Here is a 12495-nt window from a genome sequence, read left to right as displayed (position 1 = left end):
GGAAAAACTCCTGTGCGAGGTGGGACGGCGGAAGGTCTGACGGGCGGGCTCTTGCTTCGACGCCGCTAATGCGCAAGGAGAGGTGCCATACGGCCCAGTCTAACGGGCGCCCGCAAGCCCTTTTCCGGGCCCGGCGACGGCCGGCCGGCGGACCCCGGGGCCGGGCGTGCCGCGGTCCCGGGGCCGGGCGGTACGGCCGTTGCCGAGGGGGGCGCGGCCCGGGGTGACACGGCCGAGCGCGTCGACGGGGACGAGCTGCTCGGTCCAGGGGGCGGGCTCCGCGCAGGGCTGGGCGACGAGCAGGACGGGGCCCCGGCGGGCGGTGCGGGAGGGGACGAAGTGACAGCCGCGCCTGGCCGGGAGCACCCAGCGCAGGTCGCCGTCGACGGCGCGGTAGGCGGCGACGTGCTGCGGGGAGAGCACGGCGAGCATCTCGCCCGCCGGGTCCAGGGGCTGGAGGACCCCGGCGGGGCGGCCGTCGAAGGCGGGGATGGCGCGGTGCCAGCGCACCGCGCGCCCGTCGCCGCGCACGGTGTCGGTGACCAGGCCGTCGCTCCACAGGGCGAAGACGTGGCCGGGCACCGCGCGCACGGCCAGGGGCCGGTGACCCGTTCGGGCGTACGTCCAGCGGGTGCGTCCGGTGGCCGTGTCGTACGCCTGGACCCGGGCGTCCCGGATGCGTACGGCGGGGTCGGCGGCGGCCGGGAGGCTCGCGGGGGCGACGAGCCGGTCGCCGTAGGGGGCGGGGCGGGCCCGGTGGGCGGCGGTGAGCAGGGGCACGGCCAGGAGGGCGGCGAGGACGGGGAGCAGCAGCCGCCGGGCGGGGCGGGCGCCGAGGGCGGCGGCCAGGCGGGCGAGACGGCGGCGGGCGAGGAGGCGGAGAGCGCGGAGGCGGGCGGCCGGGAGACCGGGGGTGCCGCGGCGGAAGGGGCGCAGACCGGCGGGGCGGGGGCCCGCGGGGCGGACGCGGAAGGGGCGCGGAGGCGGGGTGCGGCGGCGGGAGACGGGACCGGGGCGGAGGTCGGTCATGGGTGGCGGGTTCCCCCTCGTGCGGCGGTGCCCCGGGGGTGGACCCGGCGTGGCTCCCGAACGTAGCGGCGTGGACGCGGGCGCGCGGTCCGCTCCGACGGCGACACGACGGAGTGAGGGGGCGGCGGTCCCCCGTTCGGCGGTGGTCCCCCGGGGTACCCGAAGGGGCACACGGTGGCGAATGGGCTGATACTCGGCGCAGGGTGGCGGAGTTCCGTCACCGGGCCGGCCGGGACGAGTACCGGCCGGGCAGCGGCCGGTCCAGGCAGCACGAGCAGAGGGAGGTGTGGCCCGGTGCAGTTCGACGACGACGCCAATCTGGACAGCTCGGAGGTCCGGGACGTGCGCGGCAGCCGCGTTCCCGGCGGAAAGGCCACGATCGGCGGAGGCATCGTCGGTTTCATCGCCCTGCTCGTGGGCGTGCTGTTCGGGGTGGGCCCGGACCAGCTCGGCCTGTCCTCCGACGAGCAGGAGCCCACGGTCTCCGCGTCCGGGCAGGCGCAGGTGCAGGAGGGGTGCAGGACGGGGCGGGACGCGAACACCCGGGAGGACTGCCGGATCCTGGGCGTGGTCAACAGCGTGCAGGACTACTGGCGGGCGGAGTTCACACGCCGCGGCGTCCGCTACGGCGACGCGAAGACGGTCTTCTTCTCGCACCGGGTGCCCACGGCGTGCGGCACGGCCTCGTCGGCGGTCGGCCCCTTCTACTGCCCGGGCGACCGGCAGGTCTACCTGGACCTGGGCTTCTTCGACGAGCTGCGGACGAAGTTCGGCTCCACCGGCGGGCCGTTCGCGCAGGCCTACGTGGTGGCGCACGAGTACGGGCACCACGTCCAGAACGCGATGGGCACCCTGGCCCGCGCCCAGGACGGCCGCCAGGGCGCGGACAGCAACGCGGTGCGCGTCGAGCTCCAGGCGGACTGCTACGCCGGGGTGTGGGCGCACCACGCGACCCGGACGCCGGACGAGAAGTCCGGGAAGCCGCTGATCACGCAGCTGACGGAGCAGGACATCCGGGACGGCCTGGACGCGGCGGCCGCGGTCGGCGACGACCGCATCCAGGAGAAGTTCCAGGGGCGGGTGACGCCGGAGAGCTGGACGCACGGGTCGGCGGCGCAGCGCCAGCAGTGGTTCTACAACGGCTTCCGGACGGGCGACACGGCGCGGTGCGACACCTTCCGTTAAACCGGCGGAGCGCCTAGACCCCGCCGGTGTGCACCTGGAACGCCGCCCGCCGCACGGCCTTCGCGAGGGCCGGGTCGGGGTGGGCGGCGGCGAGCGCGACCAGGACCTGCACGGTGCGCGGATGTCCGACGGCGCGGACCTCGTCGAGCAGGGCGGGGACGGTGCCCTGGACCGCCGATTCGAGGTGGCGCACCAGCAGTTCGCTCTCGCCGTGGTCGGCGACGGCCGCGGCGGTGTCCACCCAGAGCCAGGTGGACTCCTCGCGGGTGAGCCGGTCGTGGGCCTCCTCGGGGTCGTCGCCCTCGTGCTCGGCCAGCCACAGCAGGGCGTACGGGCGCAGGGCGACCTCCTCGGCGGCGGCGCGGACCTCGGCCTCCGCGGGGGCGCCGACGACTCTGAGCGCCTCGAAGGCGAGGCCGCGCAGGAGGGCGTCCTCGCCGCGGGCGACTTCGAGGAGTTCCAGGACGGCGGTGCCGACCGTGCGGGCGGCGAGCCAGGCGCGGTACTCGGCGCGGGCCGGGCCGGGGGTGAGGCGGGCGCAGCCGCTGAGCATGGCGTCGGCGGACTGCTCGATGTTCCCGGCGGGGCTCTGCGCGGCGACGCAGATCTGCTCCAGCTTGACCCAGACCGCCCAGCTCCCGAGCGGCGTCAGGGTCGCCTGGCCCTCACCGAGGGTCAGCGCGCCGACGGAGGCGAGCCCTTCCAGGGCCCAGCCGAGGAGCAGGGAGAGGGGGACGGGCACGGAGTGCGCCGTGGTCTGGGCGGGGATGCCGTGCAGGTGCGGGGGGACCTCGCAGCGCTCCTCGTGCAGTTCGGCGACGCGCTGCTCCAGCAGGTCGAGCAGGGCCGGGACCGGGACGGGTCCGGCGGAGAGCTGGAGGAGGGAGAGCACCTGGGGGACGGACTCGACGACTTCCGCGACGGTGGCGGGCGCGATGTCCTTCGGCGCGGGGTGGACGATCGACCAGGCGTCGAAGAGGGCGACCCAGCCGCGCAGCACGGCGGCGTCGTCGCGGTCCCAGGCGCGCAGCCGCCAGCCGGGGCGGGCGTTGGTGCCGTGGATCTCGACGAGGCCCGCGAGGCGCGCCCGGTCCCAGCCGGCCCGCACCTGAGCCTCGGTCAGGCGCAGTGCCTCGGCGGCGCGTTCGGCGGAGGCGCCGGAGAGCCCTCCGGCCTGGCCGGGCCGGGGGGCGGCGCCGCGGGCGCGCTCGGTGTCGACCCAGCGCGCCACCCGGGTGGCGTCGGCGAGCACTTCCCGTGCGTGGCGGGCCAGTTCCGCCTGGGCGGGGGTTCCCTCGGGAGGGCGGGGGGCCGGGCGGGTACGCCGGTTCGTCACGGCCCGTCGGGCTGTGGCGAGGGGTCGCGGGCGGACAAGTCGGAGCCTGGAGTCGCGCGGTGTACGGGACGTCACGTGGAGCAGTGTCTCCGCTGACTGCCCGAAAGCCCAAACGGAATCCCGCGCACCGCCCACACGGCGCCGTGGGATCTGCTACGTGGGCGGGGCGGGACCGGTCAGAGGAGCGGGGTGAGGAAGCGGCGCAGGGCCTCTTCGTAGGCGGCCGGGTCGGCGTTCCACATGGCGGCGTGGGAGGCGTCCCGCACGGTGTGCAGGGTGACCAGGTCGGGGCGGGCGTCGGCCAGGGCGCGGGAGGGGCCCCAGGGGGCGACGGCGTCGCCGGGGCCGTGCACGATCAGCGCCGGGACGCGCAGGCCGTCCGGGGCGGCGGCCGCGCGGAGCCGGTCGCCGTGCGGTCCCGTGCTGCCCTGGGCGGCGCGGACGGCAAGCGGAAGGAGGGCGGCCGGGATGCCGCGGGCGGCGGCCAGGGCGCGCACGGTCGCCTCCCAGTCCAGCACCGGGGAGTCCAGGACCAGCCCGGCGACGTGGTGGCGCAGGGCGGAGGAGGTGGCGGCGTGCAGAGCCATGGCGCCGCCGGTGGACCAGCCGTACAGGATGATCCGCTGCGCGCCCTCGCGGACGGCGTGCCGGATCGCGGCGTCCAGGTCGCGCCACTCGGAGTCGCCGAGGTGCCCGAGGCCGTCCGGGGAGCGGGGCGCGCCGGGGTCGCCCCGGTAGGCGAGGTCGAGCACCGGGAGCTGGAAGCGGTGCAGGAGGTCCAGGACGTTCAGCGGGTGCTCGCGGGTGGCGCCCAGGCCGTGCACGGCGATCACCCAGGTGCTCGACCGGTTGCCGGGGACGAACCAGGCGGGCAGGGAGCCGAGCTCGCCCATGACGTCGACGTGCGCGAAGTCGAGGCCGAGGGCGGTGCCGGGGTCGCCGCTGTGGACGTTCGGGGTGAGGTGGAGGCGGGCGCCGGGCTCCAGGGAGCCCCGGGTGACCCGCTCCAGGCGGCGCACCACGGTGTCGGGCGCGTGCGGGGCGGCCTCCAGGACGGGGCCGACGACCGCGTGGACGCCGTCGCCCGCCAGGCCGAACACCCCCGGCCTGAGGGTGGCGAGGTCCCGGGTCAGGGTGATCTGCGCGGGGCCCGTGGCGTGCACGGTCACGCGGGGGTCGCCGGGCAGGGGGCGGCCGGGCGTCGCCTTGAGCGCGGCGTCGCCCGCGTACCGGGCGGCGGCGACGGTGGCCGCGCCGATGCCCATGAGTGTGGTGACGGCTGCCGCCGTTGCTTTGGCCGGGTGCACGGTCCCAGTGTCCGTACGCCCGGCTTCCACGGCCAGTGGGCGGGGCCTCCGGGGTGGCCCCGGCCGCACCGCGCCGGCGGTCGCGCCGCGCGGATGCGGGCGGGGGTCAGCCCGGTTGGCCGTAGTTCCGCAGCCGGTCGGCGACCGTGTCCACCTGCGCCTCGGTGAGCAGGGCGGGGGTCAGGCCCGGGACTCCGGAGGCGGCGAGCCAGACCTGGCACATCCACTCCAGTTGGGCCGTGCGGTCGTAGGCCTGGGCGAGCGTGGCTCCGTACGTGAGGGTCCCGTGGTTCTGGAGCAGGCACCCCGTGCGGTCGCGCAGGGCGCGGCGGACGTTGTCGGCCAGCTCCCTCGTCCCGTACGTCGCGTAGGCCGCCGTGCGGACCTGGCCGCCCAGGGCCGCCGCCATGTAGTGCACCAGGGGCAGCCGGTCCACGAGCGTCGAGACCGCGGTGGCGTGCACCGCGTGGGTGTGCACGACGGCTTGGGCGTCGGTGTCCTCGTACACCGCGAGGTGCGTGGGCAGCTCGCTGGTGGGGACGAGGTGCCCGAGCACCTGGCGGCCCGTGCGGTCGACGCCGGTCACGTCGTCGGGGGCGAGCCGCTCGTAGGGCACGCCGCTCGGGGTGACCAGGATCAGGTCCTCGCCGGCCCGCACCGAGACGTTCCCCGAGGTCCCCACGACCAGCCCGTCGGTCACCGACCGGCGGGCCGTGTCCACCAGGTCCCGCCATGCCGCCGCCACCGCGTCCGTCACCCGTGTCGTCATGGCGGGCATCCTGCCAGCCGGGCGGCCCGGACTCCGCGGGCCCGTCCCGTCCGGCGACGGGCGCGGTGCGCGGTCCGCCCGTCGGGTGACCAGGATCTCTTCGAGGGGTCGCGCGGCGGGCTGAGGGCCCTGCCGCGCGGTTGACGCCCCGGCCGGGTCCGGTCGCCCCTAGGGCCGCACCGCCGTCGGGGTGAAAAGCGGAACGGCGGCACGGCGTTTCGGGTCACCGTGCGGCCCCGCCCAGTTCATCTTCCGTTCACTCAGGTTGCTTACGGTCCAACAGCCACTGACCTCAAACGATTGCCTGGGTAAATGGAACACATCACGCTCCTTCTCGGAATCGTGATCGTGACCGCTCTCGTGTTCGACTTCACGAACGGTTTCCACGACACTGCCAACGCGATGGCGACCACCATCTCGACCGGCGCTCTCAAGCCCAAGACGGCGGTGGCCATGTCCGCCGTGCTCAACCTCGTCGGTGCCTTCCTCTCCGTGGAGGTCGCCAAGACGATCTCCGGCGGGCTCATCAACGAGAGCGGCATCACCACCGAAGTGATCTTCGCGGCCCTGGTCGGCGCGATCCTCTGGAACCTGTTGACCTGGCTGATCGGCCTGCCGTCCAGTTCCTCCCACGCACTCTTCGGCGGCCTCATCGGCGCCACCCTGATGTCGGTGGGCGCCTCCGGCGTCAACGGCAGCGTCGTCATCACCAAGGTGCTGCTGCCCGCGGTCGCCGCGCCGATCGTCGCCGGTCTCGCCGCCTACCTCGCCACGAAGCTCACCTTCAAGCTGGCGTCCAGGACCGACGAGAAGGCCACCGCCAAGGGCTACCGGGCGGGCCAGATCGCCTCCGCCGGCCTCGTCTCCCTCGCGCACGGCACCAACGACGCGCAGAAGACCATGGGTGTCATCACCCTGGCCCTGGTCACCGGCAACGTGCTGGCCCCCGGCTCGAACCCGCCGATGTGGGTCATCGTCTCGGCCGGCGTCGCCATCGCGCTCGGCACCTACCTCGGCGGCTGGCGCATCATCCGCACCATGGGCAAGGGCCTCACCGACCTCCGGCCGCCGCAGGGCTTCGCCGCCCAGACCGGCGCCGCGACGGTCATCCTGGCCTCCTCGCACCTCGGCTTCTCCCTCTCCACCACCCAGGTCTGCTCCGGCGCCGTGATGGGCTCGGGTCTCGCGCCCAAGGGCGGGGTGGTCCGCTGGTCGACCGCGACCCGGATGTTCGTCGCCTGGGGCCTGACCCTGCCGGCCGCCGGCGCGGTCGCCGCGGCCGCCGAGTTCCTCACCGGTCAGGGCACGTGGGGCGTCACCGCCGTCGCGATCCTGCTGGTCGCGGGCTCCGGTGCGATCTGGATGCTGTCGCGCCGCAAGCCGGTCGACCACACCAACGTCACGGCCGACGACCTCGACGGCGCGGCCGCCCCGGCCGCCGGGCCCGCGGGTGTCGTCACCACCGCGATGGCCGCGGTCACCCCGCCGCCCGCCGGCCTCCTCCCGGCCGGGACCACCCACACGGTCACCGGCGACCTGAAGGCAACCCTCCACTCCCCCACCGCCGACCCGGCCCGCCCGGCCGCATCGGTCTAAGGACACACGCGACATGAACATCGACTGGGCAGCTCTCGGCACCGTGTTCGGCGTCAGCCTCGTGGCCACCGTCTCCCTGGTGGGCCTGTTCACCCTCGGCATCGTGGGCCTCTCCAAGCAGACCGCGGCCGCCGCCACGGGCGGCTCCGCCCCGGTCGCCCGCACGGGCGCGTACGCCTGCTTCGCGCTGTGCGCCGCGGCCGTCGCGTACGGCATCTTCCTGATCGTCTCCTGACAACCCGCGGGGCCCGTCCGCCCCGCCCCCCGACGCCGGAGCAGCCGGCGGGCCGCCGGTCTTCCGGCCCCGCCGGCTGTCGGCCGTTCCGGATCGGCGTCCGCCCCCCGCCTCCCGCAGGTCAACCCCAGGTTGACGGCTGTTCGTGGGGCGTGGTGGACTGCCGGAGCCATTACGGCGGCATGGAGAGGAAGCCGGTGCGAATCCGGCGCGGTCCCGCCACTGTCACGGCCGACCCGACGAGGGTCGTGCCGAAGCCAGGAACTCCCAGCCGCTCGTCACCTCCAACCAGGGCGCGGACCCTGAGTTAAGGACTCGTCGCCATGCCCGGCTGCGGTACCCGCGGTTGCGTCGCCGTGCCCCCGTACGCGTTCGCGCTCGGCGCGGCCCTCGGGATGGCCTGCGACGCCGTGTTCGGCGACCCGCGCCGGGGACATCCGGTCGCCCTCTTCGGGCGTGCCGCGGCCGCCGTCGAACGGGTCCTGTGGCGGGACGACCGGGCGCGGGGCGCGGCGCACACCCTGGTCTGCGTGGGCGGAGCGGCCGGAGCCGCCGCCGTGGCCTCCCGTCTCGTACGCCGCCGCCCCGCCGCGTCCGTCGCGCTGACCGCCGCCGCCACCTGGGCCGTCGTCGGGGGCACGTCGCTGGGGCGCGAGGCCAGGGCGATCGGCGGGGCGCTGGCCGCCGGGGACCTGGAACTGGCCCGGGAGCGGCTGCCGCACCTGTGCGGGCGCGACCCGCAGGCCCTGGACGGGCAGCAGCTCGCCCGGGCGGTCGTGGAGTCCGTCGCCGAGAACACCTCGGACGCGGTGGTGGGCGCGCTGGTGTGGGGTGCGGTCGGCGGTGTGCCCGGCCTTGTCGCGTTCCGGGCGGTGAACACGCTGGACGCGATGGTCGGGCACAAGTCGGCCCGTCACCGCAGGTACGGGTGGGCCTCGGCCCGGCTCGACGACGTGGCCGGCTGGCCCGGCGCACGCCTGACGGCGGCGCTCGCGGTGCTCGCCGGGGACGACGCCCGGGGTGCGGTCAGGGCCTGGCGCGCCGACGCGGCCGCGCACCCCAGCCCCAACGCGGGCCCCGTCGAGGCGTCCTTCGCGGGCGCGCTGGGCGTGCGGCTCGGCGGAACGCTGTCGTACGCGGGGCGGGTGGAGCACCGGGCGGTGCTGAACGGGGAGCGCGGGCGTCCGGTGGACGTGCCCGACATCGAACGTGCGGTGCGGCTGTCGCGCCGGGTGGGCGTGCTGGCGCTGGCCGCGTGTGCGGCGGGGCGGCTGGCGTTCTCGTACGCGAAGGGACGGAACGCATGAGTGGCGGCGGACTGCTGGTCGCGGGGACCACGTCGGACGCGGGCAAGAGCGTCGTCACCGCGGGCATCTGCCGGTGGCTGGTGCGCCGGGGGGTGAAGGTGGCCCCGTTCAAGGCGCAGAACATGTCGCTGAACTCGTTCGTGACGCGGGAGGGCGCGGAGATCGGGCGCGCCCAGGCGATGCAGGCGCAGGCGGCGCGCGTCGAGCCGACGGCGCTGATGAATCCGGTGCTGCTGAAGCCGGGGAGCGACAGGTCCAGTCAGGTGGTGCTGCTCGGCAGGCCGGTGGGCGAGATGAGCGCGCGCGGCTTCTTCGGCACGGCGGGCGGCACGACGTACGGCAAGGGCGTGCAGGGCGGGCACCGGGAGGCGCTGCTCGGCACGGTCACGGAGTGCCTGGCGGAGCTGCGCGGTCAGTACGACGCGGTGATCTGCGAGGGGGCGGGCAGCCCGGCGGAGATCAATCTGCGGCGGACGGACATCGTCAACATGGGGATCGCGCGGGCCGCGGACTTCCCGGTGGTGGTGGTCGGGGACATCGACCGGGGCGGGGTCTTCGCGTCGTTCTTCGGCACGACGGCGCTGCTGGCGAAGGAGGACCAGCGGCTGGTCGCGGGGTACTTGGTGAACAAGTTCCGGGGTGACGTGTCCCTGCTGGAGCCCGGGCTCGACATGCTGGAGGACCTGACGGGGCGCAGGACGTACGGCGTGCTGCCCTTCGCGCACGGGCTCGGCATCGACGAGGAGGACGGGCTGCGGGTGTCCCTGCGGGGCGCGGTCCGGGAGTCCGTGGTCGCGCCGCCGGTCGGCGAGGACGTGCTGCGGGTCGCGGTGTGCGCGGTGCCGCTGATGTCGAACTTCACGGACGTGGACGCGCTCGCCGCGGAGCCGGGCGTGGTGGTGCGCTTCGTGGACCGGGCGGAGGAGCTGGCGGACGCGGACCTGGTGGTCGTGCCGGGGACGCGCGGGACGGTTCGCGCGCTGGAGTGGCTGCGGGAACGCGGGCTCGCCGACGCGCTGGCGCGGCGGGCCGCGGCGGGGCTGCCCGTACTGGGGATCTGCGGCGGGTTCCAGGCGCTGGGCGAGCTGATCGAGGACGAGGTCGAGTCGAAGGCCGGGGTGGTCGAGGGGCTGGGGCTGCTGCCGGTACGGGTGCGGTTCGCGCGGGAGAAGACCCTGGCGCGGCCGGTGGGCTCGGCGCTGGGCGAGGCCGTGGAGGGGTACGAGATCCACCACGGGGTGGCCGAAGTGCTGGGCGGGGAGGCCTTCCTGGACGGCTGCCGGGTGGGGGCCGTGTGGGGCACCCACTGGCACGGGTCGCTGGAGAGCGACGCCTTCCGGCGGGCCTTCCTGCGGGAGGTCGCGGCGGCGGCGGGGCGGCGGTTCGTGCCGGCCGCCGACACGAGCTTCGCGGGGTTGCGCGAGGAGCAGTTGGACCGGCTGGGGGATCTGATCGAGGAGCACGCGGACACGGAGGGGCTGTGGCGGCTGATCGAGTCCGGCGCGCCGGCGGGACTGCCGTTCGTGCCGCCGGGGGTACGGGGGTGAGCCGCGCCCGGGCGGGGGACGGCTGCCCGCACGGTACGCCGTCAGGGGCGCGGAGAACCGCGCGACCAGCCGGGACGCACCCGCACATGACCGAGGCCGCCCGCCGCCCGCGGGAAGCCGACCGACCGACGATGGAGACCGTATGAGTACCCCGTACCCCTTTACCGCGATCGTCGGGCAGGACGACCTGCGGCTCGGGCTGCTGCTCAACGCCGTGTCGCCCGCCGTCGGCGGCGTCCTCGTGCGCGGCGAGAAGGGCACCGCGAAGTCGACCGCCGTCCGCGCGCTGGCCGCGCTGATGCCGCGGGTGCACGTGGTGGAGGGGTGCCGGTTCTCGTGCGACCCGGCCGCCCCCGACCCGGCGTGTCCCGACGGTCCCCACGAGGCCGGGGACGGCGTGTCGCGCGCCGCCCGCACGGTCGAGCTGCCCGTCGGGGCCTCCGAGGACCGGCTCGTCGGGGCCCTCGACATCGAGCGGGCGCTCAGCGAGGGCGTGAAGGCGTTCGAGCCGGGCCTGCTGGCGGACGCGCATCGCGGCATCCTCTACGTCGACGAGGTCAACCTCCTCCACGACCACCTGGTCGACCTCCTGCTCGACGCCGCCGCCATGGGCGCCTCGTACGTCGAGCGCGAAGGCGTCTCCGTGCGGCACGCCGCGCGGTTCCTGCTGGTGGGGACCATGAACCCCGAAGAGGGCGAGCTGCGGCCGCAGTTGCTGGACCGGTTCGGGCTGACCGTCGAGGTCGCCGCGTCCCGCGACACCGACCAGCGGGTGGAGGTCGTGCGGCGCAGGCTCGCGTACGACGACGACCCGGCGGCCTTCGCCGCGAAGTGGGCCGGCGAGGAGGCCGACCTGCGGGAGCGGATCGCGGCCGCCCGCGCGCTCCTCCCCCAGGTGCGGCTCGGCGACGACGCGCTGCGCCAGATCGCCGCGACCTGCGCCGCCTTCGAGGTCGACGGGATGCGGGCCGACATCGTGATGGCCCGTACGGCGACCGCGCTGGCGGCCTGGGCGGGGCGTGAGGACGTACAGGAGGAGGACGTACGGCAGGCCGCGCTGCTCGCGCTGCCGCACCGCCGCCGGCGCAACCCCTTCGACGCGCCCGGCCTCGACGAGGACAAGCTCGACGAGACGCTGGAGCAGAACAGCCCCCCGGAGCCCCCCGAGGGCGGCAACGACGACGACCCGGACCCCGGTCCCGACGGACCCGGAGGCGGCGGCCTGCCCCCGCAGGACGACGCGCCCGACACGCCCGAGGCCGGTGCGCCGGAAGCCCCCGACACGCCCGAGGCGCCGCAGGAGCAGTCCGCCCCCTCCGGCGGGAGCAGCGCCGAGCAGCCCGCCGCCAAGGCCGCCGAGCCGTTCCGCACGAAGATGCTGAGCGTGCCGGGCCTGGGCGAGGGCGCGGCCGGACGCCGGTCCCGGGCGCGCACCGAGCACGGCCGTACGACGGGCGCCGTGCGCCCGCGAGGGGCCCTGACCAAGCTGCACTTGGCGGCGACCGTGCAGGCCGCCGCCCCGCACCAGCACGCACGCGGACGCGCCGGGCGCGGTCTGGTCGTGCGCCGGGACGATCTGCGGCAGGCGACCCGGGAGGGCCGCGAGGGGAATCTGGTGCTGTTCGTCGTGGACGCGTCCGGGTCGATGGCGGCGCGGCAGCGGATGAGCGCGGTGAAGGGCGCGGTGCTCTCGCTGCTGCTCGACGCCTACCAGCGGCGGGACAAGGTCGGCCTGGTCACCTTCCGGGGCAAGGAGGCGGAGGTCGCGCTTCCGCCGACCTCCTCCGTGGACGCGGCGGCGGCCCGGCTGGAGCTGCTGCCGACCGGCGGGCGCACCCCGCTGGCCGCCGGGCTGCTGAAGGCGCACGAGGTGCTGCGGGTGGAGCGGCTGCGCGACCCCTCGCGGCGGCCGCTGCTGGTCGTGGTGACGGACGGCCGGGCGACCGGCGGTCCGGAGCCGGTGGCGCTGGCGGGCCGCGCGGCGCGGCTGCACGAGGCGGAGGGCATCGCCTCGGTGGTCGTGGACTGCGAGTCGGGGCTGGTCCGGCTCGGGCTCGCGGCGGAGCTGGCCCGGGAGCTGGGCGGCACCGCCGTCACGCTCGACGAGCTGCGCGCGGACTCCATCGCCGGGCTGGTCAAGGACGTCACGGGAACCACGGGAACTTCGAGGAAGGCCGCTTAACG

At 75.9% G+C, this 12495-nt stretch carries 10 protein-coding genes and 1 riboswitch; of the genes, 6 read left to right on the top strand and 4 right to left on the bottom strand.

Annotated features, from left to right (window positions below):
• Positions 1-99: 99 nt before the first annotated feature.
• A complete protein-coding gene (locus ACIP93_RS12620) occupies positions 100-1029 on the bottom strand; it encodes a hypothetical protein (RefSeq protein ID WP_401757843.1) in 930 nt (309 codons plus the stop codon).
• A gap of 294 nt (positions 1030-1323) precedes the next feature.
• Between ACIP93_RS12620 and ACIP93_RS12615 the strand changes: the two genes are divergently transcribed.
• Complete coding sequence (locus ACIP93_RS12615; RefSeq protein WP_345224245.1) at positions 1324-2214, top strand: neutral zinc metallopeptidase; 891 nt, start codon at positions 1324-1326, stop codon at positions 2212-2214.
• A 13-nt stretch (positions 2215-2227) separates the two neighbouring features.
• Here the strand turns inward: ACIP93_RS12615 and ACIP93_RS12610 are convergent, their stop codons facing one another.
• The 3 genes from ACIP93_RS12610 to ACIP93_RS12600 all read right to left on the bottom strand — a co-directional run bounded on the left by ACIP93_RS12610 (position 2228) and on the right by ACIP93_RS12600 (position 5635).
• Positions 2228-3625, bottom strand: coding sequence for a hypothetical protein (locus ACIP93_RS12610; protein WP_401757841.1), 1398 nt, complete (start codon positions 3623-3625; stop codon positions 2228-2230).
• A gap of 101 nt (positions 3626-3726) precedes the next feature.
• A complete protein-coding gene (locus tag ACIP93_RS12605; RefSeq protein ID WP_401757839.1) occupies positions 3727-4857 on the bottom strand; it encodes an alpha/beta hydrolase in 1131 nt (376 codons plus the stop codon).
• A gap of 106 nt (positions 4858-4963) precedes the next feature.
• The gene (locus tag ACIP93_RS12600; protein ID WP_401757838.1) at positions 4964-5635 is read right to left on the bottom strand and encodes a class II aldolase/adducin family protein; all 672 of its coding nucleotides are present in this window, start codon (positions 5633-5635) and stop codon (positions 4964-4966) included.
• Positions 5636-5938: 303 nt separating this feature from the next.
• On the opposite strand from ACIP93_RS12600, the gene ACIP93_RS12595 reads away from it, so the two are divergent.
• The 5 genes from ACIP93_RS12595 to ACIP93_RS12575 all read left to right on the top strand — a co-directional run bounded on the left by ACIP93_RS12595 (position 5939) and on the right by ACIP93_RS12575 (position 12493).
• On the top strand, positions 5939-7222 hold the full coding sequence (locus ACIP93_RS12595; protein WP_401757836.1) for an anion permease: 1284 nt from the start codon (positions 5939-5941) through the stop codon (positions 7220-7222).
• Between the two features lie 13 nt (positions 7223-7235).
• Positions 7236-7457 carry a hypothetical protein gene (locus ACIP93_RS12590; protein ID WP_345224237.1) on the top strand — a complete coding sequence of 74 codons (222 nt, stop codon included), beginning with the start codon at positions 7236-7238 and terminating at the stop codon, positions 7455-7457.
• A gap of 147 nt (positions 7458-7604) precedes the next feature.
• Positions 7605-7744: riboswitch (cobalamin riboswitch) on the top strand.
• Positions 7745-7780: 36 nt separating this feature from the next.
• Positions 7781-8764 carry a cobalamin biosynthesis protein gene (locus ACIP93_RS12585; RefSeq protein ID WP_401757834.1) on the top strand — a complete coding sequence of 328 codons (984 nt, stop codon included), beginning with the start codon at positions 7781-7783 and terminating at the stop codon, positions 8762-8764.
• Positions 8761-10311: a cobyric acid synthase gene (locus ACIP93_RS12580; protein WP_401757832.1), complete on the top strand. Its 1551-nt coding sequence runs from the start codon at positions 8761-8763 to the stop codon at positions 10309-10311. Before ACIP93_RS12585 ends, ACIP93_RS12580 begins: the two co-directional genes overlap by 4 nt.
• 142 nt (positions 10312-10453) lie before the next feature.
• Complete coding sequence (locus tag ACIP93_RS12575) at positions 10454-12493, top strand: putative cobaltochelatase (protein ID WP_401757830.1); 2040 nt, start codon at positions 10454-10456, stop codon at positions 12491-12493.
• Positions 12494-12495: the final 2 nt, after the last annotated feature.

Source organism: Streptomyces sp. NPDC088745 (assembly GCF_044751045.1).
Lineage (GTDB): Bacteria > Actinomycetota > Actinomycetes > Streptomycetales > Streptomycetaceae > Streptomyces > Streptomyces cremeus.
Note: the sequence above shows the minus strand (reverse complement) of the source record. Positions and strands in the feature narration are given on the sequence as shown.